This window comes from Clostridioides sp. ES-S-0054-01 (genome assembly GCA_021561035.1).
Lineage (GTDB): Bacteria > Bacillota > Clostridia > Peptostreptococcales > Peptostreptococcaceae > Clostridioides.
In genome coordinates this window covers 1,924,595-1,944,395 of the sequence record CP067346.1, presented here as the reverse complement: position 1 = coordinate 1,944,395, position 19,801 = coordinate 1,924,595, and the positions used below count along the sequence as shown (strand labels likewise).

At 27.3% G+C, this 19,801-nt stretch carries 20 protein-coding genes and 3 pseudogenes; 19 read left to right on the top strand and 4 right to left on the bottom strand.

The genetic code is table 11. The features are described 5' to 3' along the window. Positions 1 to 25 precede the first annotated feature (25 nt). The 6 genes from JJC02_09400 (at position 26) to JJC02_09375 (ending at position 4,367) form a co-directional block, all read left to right on the top strand. Positions 26 to 859 (top strand): helix-turn-helix transcriptional regulator, encoded by an 834-nt coding sequence (locus JJC02_09400; GenBank protein UDN56338.1) that lies wholly within the window; start codon positions 26 to 28, stop codon positions 857 to 859. A 37-nt stretch (positions 860 to 896) separates the two neighbouring features. Next, positions 897 to 1,358 carry a glyoxalase/bleomycin resistance/dioxygenase family protein gene (locus JJC02_09395; protein ID UDN56337.1) on the top strand — a complete coding sequence of 154 codons (462 nt, stop codon included), beginning with the start codon at positions 897 to 899 and terminating at the stop codon, positions 1,356 to 1,358. A 152-nt stretch (positions 1,359 to 1,510) separates the two neighbouring features. Next, the gene (locus JJC02_09390) at positions 1,511 to 1,936 is read left to right on the top strand and encodes a VOC family protein (GenBank protein UDN56336.1); all 426 of its coding nucleotides are present in this window, start codon (positions 1,511 to 1,513) and stop codon (positions 1,934 to 1,936) included. Between the two features lie 452 nt (positions 1,937 to 2,388). Beyond that, positions 2,389 to 2,709 carry a Fe-S cluster assembly protein HesB gene (locus tag JJC02_09385; GenBank protein ID UDN56335.1) on the top strand — a complete coding sequence of 107 codons (321 nt, stop codon included), beginning with the start codon at positions 2,389 to 2,391 and terminating at the stop codon, positions 2,707 to 2,709. Between the two features lie 138 nt (positions 2,710 to 2,847). Beyond that, complete coding sequence (gene trmB, locus JJC02_09380) at positions 2,848 to 3,492, top strand: tRNA (guanosine(46)-N7)-methyltransferase TrmB (protein UDN56334.1); 645 nt, start codon at positions 2,848 to 2,850, stop codon at positions 3,490 to 3,492. A gap of 128 nt (positions 3,493 to 3,620) precedes the next feature. Then, positions 3,621 to 4,367, top strand: coding sequence for a hypothetical protein (locus tag JJC02_09375; GenBank protein ID UDN56333.1), 747 nt, complete (start codon positions 3,621 to 3,623; stop codon positions 4,365 to 4,367). 132 nt (positions 4,368 to 4,499) lie between these two features. On the opposite strand, the gene JJC02_09370 is transcribed toward JJC02_09375, so the two are convergent. After that, positions 4,500 to 4,778, bottom strand: a complete 279-nt coding sequence (locus JJC02_09370) for a hypothetical protein (GenBank protein ID UDN56332.1) — start codon at positions 4,776 to 4,778, stop codon at positions 4,500 to 4,502. A 271-nt stretch (positions 4,779 to 5,049) separates the two neighbouring features. Here JJC02_09370 and JJC02_09365 point away from each other — a divergent pair, with 271 nt between their 5' ends. The 12 genes and pseudogenes from JJC02_09365 to lexA all read left to right on the top strand — a co-directional run bounded on the left by JJC02_09365 (position 5,050) and on the right by lexA (position 15,348). Further along, positions 5,050 to 5,496: a hypothetical protein gene (locus JJC02_09365; protein ID UDN56331.1), complete on the top strand. Its 447-nt coding sequence runs from the start codon at positions 5,050 to 5,052 to the stop codon at positions 5,494 to 5,496. Positions 5,497 to 5,766: 270 nt separating this feature from the next. Beyond that, positions 5,767 to 6,219: an acetyl-CoA carboxylase biotin carboxyl carrier protein gene (gene accB, locus JJC02_09360; protein ID UDN56330.1), complete on the top strand. Its 453-nt coding sequence runs from the start codon at positions 5,767 to 5,769 to the stop codon at positions 6,217 to 6,219. A gap of 15 nt (positions 6,220 to 6,234) precedes the next feature. Continuing rightward, positions 6,235 to 7,596, top strand: coding sequence for an acetyl-CoA carboxylase biotin carboxylase subunit (gene accC, locus JJC02_09355; GenBank protein UDN56329.1), 1,362 nt, complete (start codon positions 6,235 to 6,237; stop codon positions 7,594 to 7,596). A 14-nt stretch (positions 7,597 to 7,610) separates the two neighbouring features. Beyond that, positions 7,611 to 8,465, top strand: a complete 855-nt coding sequence (locus JJC02_09350; GenBank protein UDN56328.1) for an acetyl-CoA carboxylase carboxyltransferase subunit beta — start codon at positions 7,611 to 7,613, stop codon at positions 8,463 to 8,465. 20 nt (positions 8,466 to 8,485) lie between these two features. Then, positions 8,486 to 9,430, top strand: a complete 945-nt coding sequence (locus tag JJC02_09345; GenBank protein ID UDN56327.1) for an acetyl-CoA carboxylase carboxyltransferase subunit alpha — start codon at positions 8,486 to 8,488, stop codon at positions 9,428 to 9,430. A gap of 188 nt (positions 9,431 to 9,618) precedes the next feature. Next, entirely contained in the window at positions 9,619 to 9,879 is a 261-nt protein-coding gene (locus JJC02_09340) for a stage V sporulation protein S (protein ID UDN56326.1), read from the top strand. A gap of 152 nt (positions 9,880 to 10,031) precedes the next feature. Beyond that, complete coding sequence (locus JJC02_09335) at positions 10,032 to 10,403, top strand: ACT domain-containing protein (protein UDN56325.1); 372 nt, start codon at positions 10,032 to 10,034, stop codon at positions 10,401 to 10,403. Positions 10,404 to 10,432: 29 nt separating this feature from the next. After that, positions 10,433 to 10,630: pseudogene (locus tag JJC02_09330) on the top strand (hypothetical protein). Between the two features lie 647 nt (positions 10,631 to 11,277). Next, positions 11,278 to 12,392, top strand: a pseudogene (locus tag JJC02_09325) (transposase). Positions 12,393 to 12,503: 111 nt separating this feature from the next. Next, positions 12,504 to 13,151, top strand: a pseudogene (locus JJC02_09320) (hypothetical protein). A 330-nt stretch (positions 13,152 to 13,481) separates the two neighbouring features. Further along, a complete protein-coding gene (locus JJC02_09315) occupies positions 13,482 to 14,609 on the top strand; it encodes a tyrosine-type recombinase/integrase (GenBank protein ID UDN56324.1) in 1,128 nt (375 codons plus the stop codon). A 103-nt stretch (positions 14,610 to 14,712) separates the two neighbouring features. After that, entirely contained in the window at positions 14,713 to 15,348 is a 636-nt protein-coding gene (gene lexA / locus JJC02_09310; GenBank protein ID UDN56323.1) for a transcriptional repressor LexA, read from the top strand. 146 nt (positions 15,349 to 15,494) lie between these two features. Here lexA and JJC02_09305 read toward each other — a convergent pair whose 3' ends face one another. From JJC02_09305 to JJC02_09295, 3 genes are all read right to left on the bottom strand, one after another. After that, the gene (locus JJC02_09305; protein UDN56322.1) at positions 15,495 to 16,652 is read right to left on the bottom strand and encodes an MBL fold metallo-hydrolase; all 1,158 of its coding nucleotides are present in this window, start codon (positions 16,650 to 16,652) and stop codon (positions 15,495 to 15,497) included. A gap of 328 nt (positions 16,653 to 16,980) precedes the next feature. Then, complete coding sequence (locus JJC02_09300) at positions 16,981 to 17,613, bottom strand: OmpA family protein (GenBank protein ID UDN56321.1); 633 nt, start codon at positions 17,611 to 17,613, stop codon at positions 16,981 to 16,983. After that, complete coding sequence (locus tag JJC02_09295; protein ID UDN56320.1) at positions 17,606 to 18,964, bottom strand: hypothetical protein; 1,359 nt, start codon at positions 18,962 to 18,964, stop codon at positions 17,606 to 17,608. Before JJC02_09295 ends, JJC02_09300 begins: the two co-directional genes overlap by 8 nt. Before the next feature lie 169 nt (positions 18,965 to 19,133). Between JJC02_09295 and JJC02_09290 the strand changes: the two genes are divergently transcribed. Next, positions 19,134 to 19,733, top strand: coding sequence for an ATP-binding cassette domain-containing protein (locus JJC02_09290; GenBank protein UDN56319.1), 600 nt, complete (start codon positions 19,134 to 19,136; stop codon positions 19,731 to 19,733). Positions 19,734 to 19,801: the final 68 nt, after the last annotated feature.

Sequence of the window (19,801 nt, the reverse complement as noted above, 5' to 3'; positions counted from 1 at the left end):
TTCACGATAGGACAGGATATAATATATGTTAAAAAAAGAAAGTATTCATTTTATAAATAAAAATAGGTCACTTATAGTTTGTGAAGACAATTTTGTTTATCTCTTGCCTTGTATGCAATTAAAAAATTGGATATCGAATTTTACTATATCGTTTCCAAATCAAACAATAATTTCTGATAATTATACGATTATTCCTCATGGAAGTGTAACTTTGGTGTTTTTTTATGATGCCGCAGGGTTACATAGTCTATTATTTGGTCCAACTACTAAACCAAAAACAGTAGGAAATATTGCTAATAGATGTGATGTTATACTAATTATAGAATTTCAACCTGCTGGTTTTTTCCCGCTTATAGGTATACAGCAAAGTGAACTTATTGATAAAGTTGTTCCATTTTCTATAATTAATACTTCATTAGATTTAGAAATTAAAAAAATATTTAATGAATCTTTATCTATAGATAAATTGATTTTAAAGTTGGAAGAATTATTGATTTCTAATATTAAAATTGAATACTCATATGAGTTTATTTTGGCAATTCAGTTGATTATTCAAAACTATGGAAACATATCTTCACAAGAAATTTCTAAAAAAGTATTTTATAGTTCTAGGCATTTAAACAGACTCTTTAATCAGTACCTAGGGTTGAGTATGAAGTCATTTTCTCGTTTGGTACGTATTAATAAATCTATAAAACTTCTAAACAATAATAAAACTTCATTGATGTCTATATGTAATGAATTAGGATTCTATGATATACCACATTTTATTAAAGATTTTAAAATTGTCTGTGGAATAACTCCTCAAAAATACCGAGCTAATATGTCTGATTTTTACAGTGAAATTGCAAAATTTTAAGTTATAATACTTATAACAAAGAAAGGATAGTGATAAGATGAAATTTGGAGGAGTATTGCTAATTGTCAAAGACATAAATAAATCAAAAAAGTTTTATGAAGATGTTATGGAGCAAAAAATCACATTAGATTTAGGAGAACATGTATCATTTGAAAATGGATTTGGATTACAAAGTAATTATAAAGCTATAATTGGATATGATTTACCAATATATCAACAATCAAATAACTTTCAGTTGTATTTTGAGGTTAATGATATCAAACAATGGGAAAGTAAGATAAATAGAATAGGAAATATTGAATTTTTACATTATATAAAAGAATACCCATGGGGTCAAAGAACTTTTAGGTTTTATGATTTTGATAAAAATATTATAGAAATTTCAGAAAGTATGGAAAGCGTCATAAAGAGGCTTTTAAAACAAGGTTTAGCTTTAGAAGAAATTTCAAAACGCACTATGTATCCAGTTGAATTTATTACACAATTTCAACAATTATAAAATATTAAAATATATAATTTTTTCTTTATATTGCAAAAAACAAAGGCTTGGGGCATAATAGAAAAATACTTGAAATAAATTACATACTTAATGTTTGAATTTAGCTTAAAAATGAAAAGACGAAGAAATTTATACTTGGAGGTAATTACGTTATGCATGATGAACTGAAAATCAAAATGTACTCATTTACGATGGATTGCAAAGACCCACATGAATTAGCAAAATTTTATGCAGCGTTACTCAATTGGGAAATAGCATTTTATAATGAAGAATATGCATGTGTTGGTGCTCAAGGAACAAATCAGGGAACATATCCTGGTATAACATTTCAACGAAATTCTGAGTATAAACCGCCTGTGTGGCCAGAAAAACCTGAATCTCAACAGCAAATGGCTCATATGGATTTCGCTGTTAATGATTTAGAAGAAGCAGTTCAATATGCAATTCATTGTGGAGCTACAATCGCAGAGGAGCAATTTACTGATGACTGGAGAGTTATGATTGACCCAGCTGGACACCCTTTTTGCTTATGTCAGATGAAATCAATTATGGAAAGTAGCCATTTTTCATTGTTATAGATCAAAATATTGTTTATTAATTACAAAAAAGCACAACAGTATATACCGTTGTGCTTTTACTTATTATACATGAATACACTAAAAAATATAAATAGTAGAGCTTTATCAATAATGATAATTTTTAAAAAATAGTATTTTTTTATTGAATAATTTCTTAGATATTTTAAAGTATATAAATTTTGCATATATGAATTGGACATTATCAAATGTGTTATAATATTAAAACAACAAATAAAATTATTATATTTTTTAGAATAATAATTTTATTTGTTTACTAAGTTTATGATAGGGTATTTATTTAAGGTAATAAAATATTATATAAAATATTTTAAAGTCTTAGGTAATATTAGGTAGAAGTTTTAGTAAAATATGCAAAAACTAATTGATTATGTACCTTGTATGGGTATATAATAGATATTGTTTTAATAAAATATTTGAAAGGGAATGATTTGATGAAAATTACTTTACCAGAAACAGCTATTGATACTTTAAAAAGTATCTTAAAAGACAATCAAGATAAACCTAATAATATAAGAGTATACTTTGCAGGTGTTGGTTGTGGAGGTCCTTCTTTTGGATTAGCTTTAGATGAGAAAAAAGAAGATGACTTAACTTATGAAGTTGGAGAATTACAATTTGTAATGAGCTCTGATGAGTATAGTCAGTATGGAGATATAATAATAGAAGATACAGGATTTGGATTTAGAGTTATTCCTGAAAATATGAAAGATCAAGGTGGAGGAGGATGCTCTGGTTGTTCAGGGTGCCACTAAGATTAACTTTTTAGTAAGTTAAGAACTCTCTTTATAGAAATAAATTTCTATTTTAAGTGAGTTCTTTTTATTTTTTTGTGAGATAATGTATAATAAAAAATGTATTTTACTAATTTTTTATATGTAAGGAGAACTATTGTGAGAAGAAGACGAAAAAAAGGTGCAGATGAAAAACTTTTAAGTTATACAAAATATGTTTTAAGAGACGATATAGAAAAATTAAAGGGCAAGTGGAATTTGAAGTTTGGAAATGATAATCCAATACACGTTGAATTTGGAACTGGAAAAGGTAAGTTTATAACAACTTTAGCCAAACAGAATTCTGATATAAATTATATTGCTATGGAACTTAAGGAAGAAGTTCTTTTAAAAGCTGTTGAAAAAGCAGATGACTTTAATTTGAATAATATACTATTTTTATGGGGAGATGTAAGTAGTATCTTAGATTACTTTGAAGCTGAAGAATTATCGAGAATTTATATAAATTTCTGTGACCCATGGCCTAAAAATAGATGGAGTAAAAGAAGGCTCACTCATTCTAGATTTTTAGAAATGTACAATAAGGTTTTGAAAGATAATGGCGAAATTCACTTTAAAACAGATAATGAAAAATTATTCGAGTTTAGTTTAAATGAAATTGCTGCAAATAATTGGCTATTGAAGAATATTTCTCTTGATTTAGGAAATAGTGAGTATAAAAATAATGTTACAACAGAGTATGAAGACAAATTTATGTCACAAGGTATGCGAATATTTAGATGTGAAGCTAAAAAACGTAACTAGCAATATGTTTATAAGTTTAATAGTAGAAATTTATTTTAATTTATATTAATAAAGTGTACGAAAGTAGGTATATATAACAAGGAAACAGAACCCTCTCATAGAAATTAAATTACTATGATAAAAAATTTATGTGGGAGGGTACTATGAATTTAGCTAATTTAATACCATTTATTATTTCTGCAGCAGCTTTAAGTCCAATAAATTCAAATGATAAGGTTTTAAGTGAAAATCAACTTAAAGATATTTTTCCTGATGCGAATCTAAGAGCAGTTGTAAAACGATATATAAACCCAGATGAGATGACTATAAGCAATATAAAGGCTTTAGATGGAGAATTTTATGCAACTGGTGAGAGCATTTCGAATTTAAAAGGTATATCATATCTTGAAAATGTAGACAATTTTATTTTTTGGAACAATAATATAAAAGAAGTTCCTAGAGAAGCTTTAAGTCTAAAAGATATGGATTCAATCAATCTTGCCAATAATTATTTGATTGATGACGGTGTAGTAAATTCTCTTTCTCATAATGGTGTAGATGTAAATTACGATTTAAATTTTATTGATACAAAAGATAATCAGTATAAACTGGACTCTAAATATCATAATGTTGATATAGCAAAAGGTGAAAGTATTGATTTGAGAAAAATAATTACGAAGAAAATTGATAGTTATTATAAATACTGGGAAGTTACTGATAACCTTCCAAAAGATTTAGATTTTATTGTGTCTGTAAGTGATAAGAGTGTACTTTCATGTGAAGATATGATAGTTAAAGGTAATAAAACAGGTCAAGCAGTAGTAAAAGTTATATTAAGCAACAAAAATGATTTAAATACATCTCAAGAAGTTCTAATTACTGTCAATGTAAAATAATATGTAAACTTATTCAATCATTCTATTTTCAATTTAAGTGTATAATCAAAATAAAGGTTGCTAGTAACAGAACACTAATATTAGTGCTTTGTTACTAGCAACCTTATAGAAATCTATAAAAAAATAGATTATCTAAAAAATTCCATTTCTTCTGTTAGTAGCCCATATTCCTATTAAAATTATCAATGAATATATTATATACAAAACTATTCTTATATACTGGACATCTAATCCAAAAAATTCAATGTTATTCTGTGAGGTATGTAACATCACAAGGACTGCAGATATACCAATAAGCAAAGGATTGATTACTATTTGCTTATCAGTTCTTAAAATCATTATTTTACCCATCCAAATTATTGATAATATAAAAAATAAAATTTTAAGACCAAATTCTAATGTATCTACCAAAGCGAAAACATCCCTTCATTTATAATAAATTTTCAGCTCAACAAAAATATAAAACCCTATAAATAACTTTTAAGCCTGTACTAAATCTATAATAATATAACTCAATTAAGCACTATAAAACTTTACCTACATTAATATATACTACACTATACTTTAAATTTCTTAAACATAAATTAATGAAATTAACAAAATTTTATTCATAAGCATATAAAGATATATTTCACTATTTAAGTGCATATCATTATATATACAGTTTTAGGAGGTGAGGTATATGGAATCTAAATTTTTTAATTGGTACACTCAATCCTTAGGAGGAACTTTTGGCATTATATCATGTATATGCGCCTACTTAAATGGATACATGTTTGTTTATACAAATAGTGCTAGCAAATATTTTGAAAGTATAGGATTTTTGGGAATAATTTCAAGTTATACACTACTTCCACTTTGTATGCTTACTTTGGTATTTGGAGTTATATATTCTTATACTCCAGAAACATCCGACAAAAGTATTTTTAATATACCTTTTTTTACTTTAAATAAAAGATTAATACTTACTACAGTAGTTTTTGGTTTTATAGGCGCTAGAGTTTATTTTATAGTTCCTGCAATTTTAATAACTTTTAACCTATATAGCAATATTTTAATAGATAAACTAAAGTGTATACTATGTAAGAATAAAGAAAATGATACTAATTTGAAAGAAAGCGAAGTCTAAATTGCATAATATTGGTATTTGTCTTAAAAATTCCCGAGATATTAATTTGCATTCTCTTGTATTTTGCAAAAAATATTGAATTTTATTCATTTTATACTTATAATTTATATTAATAATGGAAAATTAAAACAAATATAAGTTACTGGTTGTTAATTTAAAATTAAAAATATATATTTATGTGTTGATTCTCTAGTCAGCACTTTTTCTTTTATAAATTTGTTTTTTGTGATATAATATTAGCACCAGGTAATAATACAAGGGGGTAACAACATGAACATCAATGAAATTAAGGAACTATTAAAGGTTATAGACTCAACTAACTTAGAATATGTAAAACTTGAAAATAGTGATTTAAAATTAGAAGTATCTAAAAAAGCTCAAGCTACAAATTCACCTGTTTTAAGTGTACAACAAGAATCAGTAGTAGATCTTTCCTTAGAAAAGCCAGTTATAAATGATATACCTGTCGAATCTAATGAGAATTTATCGGTAGTAGTAGCTCCTTTGATGGGGACATTCTATGATTCTCCAAGCCCAGATGCAGATAGCTTTGTTAAGGTTGGCGATGTAGTTGAAGAAGGCGATACTTTATGTATATTAGAAGCAATGAAGCTTATGAATGAGATAACAAGTGAAATTAAAGGTGAAATAATTGAAGTATTAGTTGGTAATGAAGAACTAGTAGAATATAATCAACCTTTATTTAAGATAAAACCATTGTAGTAGGAGGTATTTAAGTTGATAAAAAAAATACTAGTTGCAAATAGAGGCGATATAGCAGTTAGAATCATCAGAACGTGTAAAGAACTAGGTATAAAGACTGTTGCTATCTATTCTGAAATAGATAAAGATTGTTTTCATAGATATATAGCTGATGAATCTATTTGCATAGGACCAAACAATATAAGCAAGAGCTATAATAATATAGAAAATATAATATATCTTGCTCTTAAATTAAAGTGTGATGCTATTCATCCAGGTTTTGGATTTTTATCAGAGAATCCTGAATTTGCAAAGCAATGTGAAGAGAACAACATTATTTTTATAGGTCCAACAAGAGAACAAATGATTTTGATGGGAGATAAATCTAGAGCAAGAGAAACTATGATGGAGTTAAATATCCCTGTTGTTCCTGGTTCAGAATCTGTTTTGAAAACTAAGGAAGAAGCTTTAGAAGTTGCAAGAGAAATTGGATATCCTGTTATGATAAAAGCCTCAAGCGGAGGCGGTGGAAAAGGTATGAGAATCGTTAGAAAAGAAGAAGAGCTTTTTTCAAGTTTTGATATGGCGAGCTCAGAAGCTCTAGCAGCATTTTCTAATAGCGATTTATATATGGAAAAATTTATAGAAAATCCTAGACATATAGAAGTACAGGTATTTGGAGATAAACACTCAAATGCAATACATTTAGGTGATAGAGATTGTTCTATGCAAAGGAGAAATCAAAAAGTAATAGAAGAATCTTTAAGTCCATACCTTTCAGATGAAGAAAGACAAAAACTTCATAAAATCGCAGTAGATATAGTAAAAGGTGTAGGTTATATCGGTGCTGGTACTATTGAGTTTATAGTTGACAAAGATAAAAACTTTTATTTTATAGAGATGAATACAAGAATACAAGTTGAACATCCAGTTACAGAGATGGTAACAAATCTTGACCTTATAAAACTTCAAATATCTATAGCTAATGGGGATGAAATTCCTTTTAAACAAGAAGATATTACTTTTAGAGGTCATGCTATTGAGTGTAGAATAAATGCAGAAGATTCATCAAAGAATTTTGCTCCATCACCAGGTAAGATAGAATCATTAAATTTACCTGGAGGTTTTGGTGTTAGATTTGATACTTTTGTATATGCAGGATATACTATACCACCTTTATATGATTCTATGATAGGTAAATTAATATGTTGGGCTGAAACTAGAGAAGAATGTATAAATAGAATATATAGAGCTCTAGATGAAATTATTGTAGAAGGTATTAATACAAATGTAGAATTCCAAAAGGCACTTGTAACAAGTGAGGAGTTTAGAGAAGATACTCATCATACCAAATTTATAGAAGATGTCTTTATGAAGAAAGAATTTGCTACATTATAAGGAGTAAATAGATTATGATAAAAAAATTTTTATCATCAAAAGAATCTAAGTATGTTACGATTTCTTTAGATGACAACTTTAAAAAAAATAGTGTAGATGATAAATTTTGGACCTATTGCAAAGGTTGTGATAGTCATGTATTTAGAAAGGACATAGAAGAAAATTCATTTGTATGTCCAAAATGTTCAAGACATTATGGCTTAAGAGCAAGAAAAAGAATAAACTTATTGATTGATAAGGGAACTTTTATGGAATTTAATTCTGATGTAGAATTTCAAAATCCACTGAATTTTCCTAACTACAAAGAAAAAATAGACTCTTATAAGGAAAAAACAAACGAGTCAGAAGCTGTTGTCACAGGTTATGGAAGAATAAATGGAATTAAAACAGTTATTTGTGTAATGAATCCTGATTTTATGATGGGAAGTATGGGTTCTATTGTTGGAGAGAAAATAACTTATTCAATAGAATATGCTGCTGAAAATAATTTACCTATAATTATTTGTTCTGCTTCAGGAGGAGCTAGAATGCAAGAAGGTATGGTATCTCTTATGCAGATGGCAAAGACTTCTCAAGCACTTTCTAAACTTGAAGAAAAATCATTACCATATGTATCAGTTCTAACTGACCCTACTACTGGAGGAGTAACTGCTAGTTTTGCTATGCTTGGAGATATTATAATTTCTGAGCCAAATACCTTGATAGGTTTTGCAGGTCCAAGAGTAATAGAACAAACAATAAATCAAAAACTTCCTGAAGGATTTCAAACTTCTGAGTTTTTACTTGAAAAAGGTTTTATTGACATGATAGTAGATAGAAGAAAAATGAAGGAAGTATTATATCAAATTCTTGCTATGCACAAGAAATAGGGCATGAAGGAGGAACTGTTTTGATTGAAAATAATAGTGAAAAAATAAAGGTTTTGGAAAATGATATTAAACAATTAATAACTATTTCTGAGGCAAATAATATAGATTTAAGCGATAAAATAAATTCACTTAATGAGAAATTGGAAAAGCTTAAAGAAGATGCCTTTTCACATCTATCACCATATGAGAAGGTAATGTTAAGTAGAGATATAAAAAGACCTACGACGTTGGAATACATAGAACATATTTGTTCTAATTTTTTAGAGCTTCATGGAGATAGGCTTTTTAAAGATGACCCTTCTATAGTTGGAGGAATCGGTCAGATAGGAAGATTTAATGTCACTATAGTTGGTCACCAAAAAGGAAGAGATACAAAAGAAAATATAAAAAGAAATTTTGGAATGCCTCATCCAGAGGGATATAGAAAAGCGTTAAGACTTATGAAACAAGCTGAAAAATTTAATAGACCGATAATAACATTTATTGATACATCAGGAGCTTTTTGTGGCCTAGAAGCAGAAGAAAGAGGACAAGGAGAAGCTATTGCAAGAAACTTACTCGAAATGAGTAAACTTTCTGTTCCAGTAATCACTTTTGTAATTGGTGAAGGTGGTAGTGGAGGAGCTTTAGGTATTGGAGTGGGCAATGATGTTTGTATGTTAGAACATTCAGTTTATTCTGTAATTTCACCTGAAGGGCTTTCTAGTATTTTATTTAAAGATTCATCTAAAGCTAAAGAAGCTTGTGATGTTATGAAGCTTACAAGCAACGATTTATATGATTTAAAAATAATAGATAAGATTATAAAAGAACCTCTTGGAGGAGCACAAAAAGATATAGAAGCTGTTTCAAAGGAAATAAAAGCTTATATTTTAGAAAGATTAAATCATTATAAAGATATGGATAAAGAAGAAATTATGACTCAAAGATATAATAAATTTAGAAATATTGGAAAATGCTTATAGAATATAAAGAAATTTGTAGTTTTTTCAGCATAAAATGGTTTTAAAAAATAAAGGTTTTCTTAAAACGATTATAGAAGTATATTTTTATAAAAGTATACTTTAAATGATGATTGTAATTAGTAAATGGCAATTATGATTTAGTACTTTAGGTAATGGATACTTTAACAAATTAACAAGGAGATGTTGAAATGGAAGTACTAAAAGTTTCATCAAAATCTAATCCTAATTCTGTAGCTGGAGCCTTGGCTGGAGTACTGAGAGAACGAGGTATTGCAGAAATACAAGCTATAGGAGCTGGAGCTCTAAATCAAGCGATAAAATCAATTGCAATAGCAAGAGGTTTTGTTGCACCTAGTGGAATGGATTTAGTTTGCATTCCCGCATTTACTGATATAGAAATCGAGGGTGATAAGAAAACAGCCATTAAACTTATAATTGAACCTAGATAATATATCTCTTTATTAGAATTTAATTAAGTTTTAAAGGTTGGCTATAGAAATAGGATGCTATAGTGAACCTTTTTTGCTTTATATGTTTTATTTTATATAACTTTTAATGTATAATCTTAAGTAAACAAATAAGATTGGAGGAGATACACATTATGAAATTAAAATTATTTTTAGAAGAGTATGCAGTATGTAGATTAAGTAATGATAGTAAAATACCAACATGGATAGATACAGAAGGGTTTTACTCTATAACTAGAACTGATGATGAATTAAGTGTTGTATGCTTAAATAATAATATTCCTTCTGATGTTAAGTCAGAAAAAGAATGGAGAATACTTAAGATACTAGGTCCTTTAGATTTTTCACTTGTAGGAATTTTATCTAAGCTAAGTAGCTTATTAGCAGAAAATAAAATAAGTATATTTGCAATTTCTACATATGATACAGATTATATTTTAATAAAAGAAAAAGATATAGAAAATGCTTGTAAAATTTTAAACTGTAATGGATATGAAGTAGAGTAGTTAAATACTTTTACATGAGGCTTTAACTTATGATTTATATAGTCGAAATTTTAAAAATAAGTGTAATAAATATTTTTTGTTTTATAGGAATATTTATTGTATTTGGATTGATTTTTAGCATTACAGAAAATCTAAATAATAAATTTATCTTTTCATCTTTTGGAAAAACTGGAATTATTGTAACTGGAGCTATAGGAACGTTTGTTCATGAATTGAGTCATTTGATTAAAAAATAGCTACGCACACTCGTGACTTTAGTCATGAGTTAGTAGCTATAATAGTCAGCATATAGGGAAACCTATATGTATAGATAGGATAGAACCTATCCAATACTACTTGAATTGCTGGAAACCCCTAAAGCTAACCAAACTAAAACATAAGGATGAAATAAACCTAAGTGTGAAAGTTACGAAAGTAGAAAAAATTGATTAGATGGTATAAGGTTAAACCCTAAGTACTTTAAAATGGGCAATCAGCAGGTAAACTCCGAATAGGAGAAACTTCAACGACTATTCCTCTTGAGGGAAGTACACTACAAGTTATCGGTAGTGGAAGTGGGTAGACCTTAACGGATAATACCGAAGGATAAGATATAGTCTGTGCTTACGTGAAAGTGTAAGAAGTTCATAAGAGAACTGCATAGGTAGTAGCGAACTTATGTGAACGACAACCTCAAAAATGATAAAAGTTAAGACTTACGGTTCTTAAATATGTTATTTAAAATTAAATATAAAACCTTCTAAATAATTGTTTTAAATAATTACATTTGTTAATATTATGATAGGTGATTAATAAATTGTTCACCACAGTATTATATAATATATTAAATATGATAAAATCATTAAAAAGTGTATCAAAAAACAATTAAAGTGAGGTGATAGCAGTGGAAAAAGCTTATAAGTTTAGAATGTATCCAAATAAAAAACAACAAGAGTTAATTAACAAAACTTTTGGATGTTGTAGATTTGTATATAATAAGTATCTTGCTAAAAGAATAGAAGTTTATAAAAAAGATAAAGAAACTTTTACTTATAAACAGTGTAGTTCTGATTTGACCAATTTAAAAAAAGAATTAAATTGGCTTAAGGAACCTGACAAATTTTCACTACAAAACGCCTTAAAAGATTTAGAAAACGCATATGAAAAATTCTTTAAAGAAAAGGCAGGATTTCCTAAATTTAAATCAAAGAAAACTAATAGATTTTCATATAAAACTAACTTTACAAATGGGAACATTATGTATTGTGGTCAACATATAAAACTACCTAAACTTGGTATGGTTAAGATAAGGGATAAACAAGTACCTAAAGGTAGAATACTTAATGCTACTATATCTAAAGAACCAAGTGGTAGATATTATGTATCATTATGTTGTACTGATGTAGATATTGAAGCATTTGAAAATACTAATAATCATATAGGTTTAGATTTAGGAATTAAAGAATTTTGTATCTCAAGTTGTGGAGAATTTATAGAAAATCCTAAGTATCTTAAGAAGTCATTAAACAAACTTGCTAAATTACAAAGAGAATTATCGAGAAAGACAATCGGTAGTTTAAATAGAAATAAAGCAAGATTAAAAGTTGCAAGACTTCAAGAACATATAGCTAATCAAAGAAATGATTTTCTACAAAAACTATCTACTAAATTAATAAAAGAGAATGATATTATTTGCATAGAAGATTTACAGAGGATATGATTAGAAATCATAAACTATCTCGCTTAATTTCTGATGTATCATGGTCAGAATTTGTTCGTCAATTAGAATACAAGGCTAATTGGTATGGTAGAAAAATTGTAAAAGTAGGCAAATTCTTTGCAAGTTCACAAATATGCAATAAATGTGGGTATAAAAACGAGGAAGTTAAGAACTTAAATATAAGAGAATGGATTTGTCCTAGTTGTAATGAAACTCACGATAGAGATATAAATGCAAGTATAAATATATTAAAAGAAGGATTAAGACTAATAACAATTCAAAATAAATAACGTATGTAAGAACCGTAGGAACTACGGGGATAGCCTGTGGAGAATACATATTTTAGTATGCAAAATTCTATGAAGCAGGAACCTTGTGACTTTAGTCATGGGAGGTTCAGAATGTGTTTGATTTTCATGCATAAAATAAATTCAGTTAAGTTTTTCAGACCAATAGAAAGTAAAAATGATGGTATACTAGGATATGTAAGTCATAGCTATAAAAAAGATAATCTTTATCAAAGTATAGGAAATTTCTTTATAGGAATTGCACCTATTATAGGTGGAACAATAATGATTATTTTAATTTTTAAGATATTACTGCCAGATAGTTATATGAAAGTGACTCAAAATATAGATTTAAAGTTATATGTAAGTATGATTAATAATTTAAATATAAATGGTTTTATACACATTATTTTAGGTGATATTTCCAATTTTATAAGAATAATGTTGTTAACACCTAGTGTATATTCATTGAAGTATTTTATATTTATGTTTTTAATGTATTCTATATCTACACATATGTCACTTAGTAGTGCTGATTTAAAAAATAGCTTAAATGGTCTGAGCTTTATAGTTATAGTTATTTTTGTAATAAGTTCAATTACATACTTATTTGGATTTGATAACTTGAATATATCCAGTTTAATAGTTAAGTATAACATATTTATAAGTTTCTTTATGGCAATAGGGTTTATTTTTTCAATAGTAACTCTCATAATATCCTATATTTTAAGCTTAGTCAGCCCATTTAAAAACTTTAGTTAAATAAATACATATTTTACTAATATTTGGTTTCGTTAGAAACATATAAAAATATTATATAAAAAAGATTTTAGTAGAGCATAAAAAATTTCTCAATATATTTTAAAATATTTCTATAAATATATTGAGAAATAAAAAAAGAGTACTTAAATTAAACTAGTCTTTAAATGTGGATTTAGGGAATAGTTAGTTATAATTTCATCTAAAGCACTGCTAATCTCTTAAAAATGTAAAAAATGTAAAAAATGATTAAATTAAATATTTATACTCACTTGGTATAAATATCAAAAAATAATATAAAAGATTTATATTTTAGTTTTAGGAGGTTTAATTTTGAATAATGATAAGAAAATTATAAAAGTACATAATAAATCAGATAAACCTGACAATATTGTCATCAAAGAAAATGAACTCATAGAAAAATGTCTACTTTTGGAAAATAAACTTCCCGTGTTTATGAAGGACTATTTTATATATCTAAAAGGTTCTGTTGCAGTTTCCACACGACTTGCTTATTTAGAAGACATAAATTTTTTCTGCTCATATTTGATTGAAACCAAAGAATTAACAAATGCAGATTGTATAAAAGATATTACAGAAGATGATTTTAATAAAATAAAATCAAGAGATATAAATTTATTCTTAGGTGACTATTGTAGTAGATATTATAAAAATACAGAAAAAAATACATTAATTTTTGAAAATAACAATAGAGCTTTGGCAAGAAAAAAATCATCCATCTCTACTCTATTTAAATTCTTATACAGAAACTCTCAAATAGATAATAATATAACTGATGGGTTCAATCCAATAAAGCTTCCTAAACCCCAGCCAGATGCTATTAAGCGCCTTGAGATAGATGAAGTTGCTAAGATGCTTGAATCAGTAGAAACAGGTGAAGGTCTTACAGAAAAAGAAAAGGTATACTGGAGAAAAACTAAGTTACGTGATAAAGCTATATTGGCCTTATTTGTTACATATGGGCTTAGATTAAATGAACTTAGAGAACTCAATATCTCCTCTTTCAATTTTTCAAGAGGTGAATTTAAAATATATAGAAAGCGTGGAAAAGAAGTTTTAATGCCTATAAATCATACTTGTGAACATGTAATAAAAGACTATTTGCAAAACGAAAGAACAAGGGATGATTTATTAAATGATGAGGAAAAAGATGCTTTATTTTTATCTCTTCAAAATAAGAGAATTACAGCAAAAGCTATAAGAACACTAGTAAAAAAATATACATCTATTCCACTTGATACTACTAGAAATAATGGATATAGTCCTCACAAACTAAGAGCAACAGCTGCGACTTCTCTAATCCAAACAGGATTTTCTATATATGATGTTCAAAACTTACTTGACCACGATAATGTCACAACTACTCAGCTTTATGCAGCTCATAAGAAAAACGTAAAACGTGATATAGTTAAGAATTTTGAATGGATTGAGGACGATTAAAAATTAGGAACAAATGTTTGCAGATATAAATGGATTATGTTATAATTAAAAATATAAAGTGTATGGAAATAAAAACAAAATATGTTTGGAAATGAGTGATGTTATGTATTTAGATCTAACTGAAAAGCAAGTCTTGATATTGGAATTTATAAAGTCTCAAATCACATTAAAAGGTTATCCACCTGCTGTAAGAGAAATATGTACTGCTGTAGGATTAAGATCTACTTCAACTGTGCACTCTCATCTAAATAAACTTGAAAAACTGGGATACATAAGAAAGGACCCTACTAAACCAAGAGCTATTGAAGTTTTAGAACGTAGTAAAGTAAATGATGTTTCTGGAGCTAATCAAGAAATAATAGAACTCCCTTTAGTAGGTCAAATAACAGCTGGAGAACCCATTTTAGCTCAACAAAACATAGAGGAATACATTCCATTCCCTGCCAGTTTAGTAAAGGGCAGTAATAATTTTGTATTAAGAGTAAAAGGCGAAAGTATGATTAATGCAGGAATTTTAGATGAAGATTACGTTGTAGTAGACAAAAAAAATACAGCCTTAAATTCTCAGATAGTAGTTGCACTTATAAATGGTGAATCTGCTACAGTTAAGAGGTTTTTTAAAGAAGGAAATTTAATAAGACTTCAGCCAGAAAATGATTTTATGGAACCAATTATGCTCAATGACTCAGAAGTTGAAATTGTAGGTATTGTAACTGGTGTATTTAGAGTTATTAAATAGCTATTAAAAAATACATAAAAAAATAAGCTATTCGTATAGATAAAATGTGTTATCTATTGATTATAGCTTATTTTTTTATGTATTTATTTTATTTTTTAAATGATTTAAAGTTCAGAAGCTTTATAGATAAATTGGTTGTTTTTTTGTTATTTTCCATAACATATATCACATGGGTCATTTTTCTTACTTTCTGCAATTGTGCCTGATAATATTTTTTTACTTCTTGAAAGCCCACTACAATTTTTTGTAGAGTGATAACTCTTACCTTTTGGAGTAAAATACACTATTTCTTCTGAATTGGATGTATTTTGTTTATTTTTAAAAGAATCATTTTTACTTGTATTACTGTTTGATTTTCCATAGTTTCCATCTTCCCTAACACCTTTGTTATAACTTCCATCTTCACAACTTGTAAATACTCCATCACCTGTTGATTCAAATATTATATCTGAACATTCATCGCTTCTATGTACTTTTACTCCCATTTTTTCTAATTTATTCATTGTCTCCTGGTGTGGATGACCATATGAATTGCCCTTGCCTACTAAAAGAACTGCATATTCAGGGTCTACTTTATTCAAAAACTCTTGAGATGAACTGCTACGAGAACCATGATGAGCTACTTTTAAAAGGTCTACTTTACCAAGTTTCGGTAGTATTTCTTTTTCAGTGCCTTCTTCAGCATCACCTGTAAATAAAACTTTATCATTCCCATTAGTATATACAAGGACTAGAGATTGCTCATTAGTAGTATCTCCTCCATTTGTATTTAAAACTTCAAAATAAGAATCTTCTAAATAAAACTTATTATTTTCAAGTGGTACACTTGGAGATAAATCTTTATTTGCCAAAGCATTTATAAAATCTCTATAACTCTTTGTTTCTGCTGAGCCGTTCGATACAAAAACATTTTCTATATTGAAGTTTTTGACAACAGAATCAAGTCCACCTAAATGGTCTGCATGAGAATGGGTAGCTATAAGATATTTAATATCTTTTACACCTTGATTATTTAGATAGTCTACCATTAAATTCTCATCGTCGTTATCTCCCCCATCTATCAATGTAAAAGTTTTGCCATCTTGAATTAATATTGCATCACTATTTCCAGTGTTAATAAAATGAATTTTTACATTCTTATCGCTTGATATACTACTAGATAAAGAATCTTGATTATTTGATTGATTATTTCCGTTGTTTGATGTAGCACAACCAGTTAAATAAATTGATGTAAATACTATCAATAAAAGTATCAAAGCTTTAATTTTAGAATTTTTTTTATTTTTTATACTTCTTTCTATCACAAACTACGCCTCCATATTCACAATATACTAGTAATTATAACATGATATGCGTTTTTATGATATTTTTTTACATAATATTTTAAATAATAGATTATAGTACAATAACATAGAAAATTGACACTGTATAAGTTTTATATTATATAAAATGAAACATTTTACATCAGTAGTACCCAGTTATGCATTTTAAACGACCATTTACGTTTGATATATTGCAAACTTCTCCCAAAAACTATAATATGTTAAGTATCAACAAAAATAAATAAACTTTTTCCTTAAAGAAGGCTTAAAGCTCACACCAACTGCCTTCTTTTTTTTTACAAAAATTTAATTATTTAGTTTGATTAATATTTATTTCATATTTTAGTTCTACTCTTCTAGATGCATCTCTATTTACATTATTATCGCCATTTTTTATGAGTTCAGCTTTTGATCTTCCTATTGCGATAATATGTTTAGTCACTTTATCTTTGTATTTATAATCACCTATTTCATCTCCTACTATAAATTTGGCAACGCTATATGCTCTTCTTTGCGATAAATCTAAGTTGTATATATAACTTCCCACATCATCTGTATGACCCTCTATAACTATTTTGGATATATAATCACCATAATCCTTATAAATAGTTTCTATGTACTTTGGAACGAACATTTTTAACATTTCTTTGGCCTCTGGTTTTAAAACATCACTATCTACATCAAACATAGTTCTTTCACCAAAAGTTACTTGACCATTAGTTTTATCTACTTTCACAGGTATTCCGCTTTTTTTAAAGGTTTCCTCAACAGAAGCATTGACGTTTTTAGCTAAATCTTGTTCGACAGAACCTGAAATACTTTCTGAGCTAAATAGGATAAGAATCACAACCATCAATACAGTAGATAATAAATCTGTAAATGTTGGCCAAAAACTACTCTTTTCAAATTCTCTGTTAATAGTTCTTCTATATTTATTATTCATTTAACTCATCCTCACCTACGACCTTTATTTCTTTACCTTCTATCTCATAAATCTCCTCACTAAAAGGATTAAATACACTATCAACATCATCATTAAATAATTCTTCACTATCAAGAGGAACTTCATCGTGCATAAAAGAATTATTAAACATAACATCTAACTTATCTTGAATATCTAAAGAATTCTCAAACATTATATCCAGTTTAACTTGTAGGTCATTAGAAAAGTTTTCAATAATACTTGAAAGATTTTTTATTGAGTCATCTAATGTAAATTTTTCATCTAAAAGGATTTTTTGATTTTGAGATATTTTACTTTCATGAGTCATTAATTTAGTTAATAAATCTTGAGCACTTCTTTCATATAGAGCAAATCCTGCATTTATATTTTTTATATAATCTCTAATTTTGAACTGGCTTTCAGTCGCATTATATATATTTTTTGAAGATTCTTTTATGTCAAATAAAATCTCTTTATTTATATTATCTTGATTATCGTATTTATCAAACAACTTTACAAATTTTAGATTTAAAATATTAAACTGTTTATCTAATTTTCTTACACTCTGGTCAAATGTCTTAATAGAACTCTGAGAACCTTCTAGAAGGCTTTTTAAAGCTTCTATACCGCTGATAAATTCATCATTAAAGTCATTTAAATCTTTAGATATTTTATCAAATTTTTCAATAGCTTCTATAGACTTACTTATTTGTTTTATAGTATTTTTTACATCTTCTACTTTTAAATCCATTCTTTCTGATTTAAAATGAGTTATCTCAGATGTTAATAAATTTTCAGACTTTAACATTATTTGTATCAAAACATGTTCACAATCTTTTATCTTAGTAAAGTAACCTATAATTAGAGAAAATACAACTCCAAATATACTAGTTGTAAATGCAGTTTGCATACTACTAATAGTTGAAGGAAGTGAATTTATAATGTCTTTAGTATCAACACATAAAAGCATTGCAGAAAGCCCAACAAATGTACCTAAAACTCCAAGTAATATACTTATTGAAGATGAATTTTTTATGCTTCTAATCTTCTCTAACAATGGCAAATTATTATGCTTTAAATCAGATACAACTTCTTCTATGAATGAAGTTATATTTACGTCTGCATAAGGATTTTCTTTACTATATACATAGTAATCATCCCTTACCTTTTTATAAAACTCACTCGTTTTATAATCTCTATTGATTTCTTCTAATTTTGAACTTACAAATGAATATACTCTGTTATTTTCTAGTATTTTAAAAACAGAATATACAGTTATTGCAAGTAAAAACAATATAGTTATTGGATTAGTAAATATTGACTCTATTAAATTAGTTATTATGTTACTCAATTTTATCCCCTACCTTATAATTTATTTATCTATAATTTATACGTACAAGTTACTAAGAAAATACGTAAATAAACAAAATATTTATATTATATTTATGAAAAATGGTACAAATAGGTCATATTGTTAATAACATAATATATACGAGCTAAAAGTTATAGGGGGTGGCATAATGAATGACAACATAGTAGAAGTTAAAAATATAAATATGAACTTCTACACTAAGGAAGGCGAGCTTGAAGTATTAAAGGATATCAATTTTAACTTGAAAGAAGGAGAAATATTAACTTTGCTTGGTCCTTCTGGAAGTGGTAAATCTACAATCTTAAATATTCTTACTAATCTTTTAAAACCGACTAGTGGCGATATAAAGATTACTGGAAATATTGGATATATGTTTCAAAAAGATAATTTGCTTGAATGGAGAAATATAATGGATAATATAACTATTGGATTAGAAATTCAAAGCAAAAAAGATAAAAAATCTTTAGATAGAGTTGAAAGCCTTTTAAAGACTTATGGATTATGGGATTTTAGAAGTATGTATCCAAAAGAATTATCTGGAGGTATGAGACAAAGAGTTGCCCTTATTAGAACACTTTCTGTAAATCCAGATATTTTACTTTTAGATGAACCTTTTTCAGCTCTTGATTATCAGACTAGATTATTAGTTTGTGATGATGTTTATAGTATTATTAAAAATGAGAATAAGTCCACTATTTTAGTTACACATGATATTGGTGATGCTCTATCTATAAAAGTGCAACTTTAGAAAAAATCATTTCTAATGTAAACATCTAAGTGAAGATTATCAACAACAGTCACGCTTTGAAATTTTTT

Excerpts from the sequence above, each read along its gene's own strand:
- JJC02_09400 (UDN56338.1), top strand. The coding sequence starts at position 26 with ATGTTAAAAAAAGAAAGTATTCATTTTATAAATAAAAATAGGTCACTT.
- JJC02_09395 (UDN56337.1), top strand. The coding sequence starts at position 897 with ATGAAATTTGGAGGAGTATTGCTAATTGTCAAAGACATAAATAAATCA.
- JJC02_09390 (UDN56336.1), top strand. The coding sequence starts at position 1,511 with ATGCATGATGAACTGAAAATCAAAATGTACTCATTTACGATGGATTGC.
- JJC02_09385 (UDN56335.1), top strand. The coding sequence starts at position 2,389 with ATGAAAATTACTTTACCAGAAACAGCTATTGATACTTTAAAAAGTATC.
- JJC02_09375 (UDN56333.1), top strand. The coding sequence starts at position 3,621 with ATGTGGGAGGGTACTATGAATTTAGCTAATTTAATACCATTTATTATT.
- JJC02_09365 (UDN56331.1), top strand. The coding sequence starts at position 5,050 with ATGGAATCTAAATTTTTTAATTGGTACACTCAATCCTTAGGAGGAACT.
- accB (UDN56330.1), top strand. The coding sequence starts at position 5,767 with ATGAACATCAATGAAATTAAGGAACTATTAAAGGTTATAGACTCAACT.
- JJC02_09350 (UDN56328.1), top strand. The coding sequence starts at position 7,611 with ATGATAAAAAAATTTTTATCATCAAAAGAATCTAAGTATGTTACGATT.
- JJC02_09340 (UDN56326.1), top strand. The coding sequence starts at position 9,619 with ATGGAAGTACTAAAAGTTTCATCAAAATCTAATCCTAATTCTGTAGCT.
- JJC02_09335 (UDN56325.1), top strand. The coding sequence starts at position 10,032 with ATGAAATTAAAATTATTTTTAGAAGAGTATGCAGTATGTAGATTAAGT.
- lexA (UDN56323.1), top strand. The coding sequence starts at position 14,713 with ATGTATTTAGATCTAACTGAAAAGCAAGTCTTGATATTGGAATTTATA.
- JJC02_09300 (UDN56321.1), bottom strand. The coding sequence starts at position 17,613 with ATGAATAATAAATATAGAAGAACTATTAACAGAGAATTTGAAAAGAGT.
- JJC02_09290 (UDN56319.1), top strand. The coding sequence starts at position 19,134 with ATGAATGACAACATAGTAGAAGTTAAAAATATAAATATGAACTTCTAC.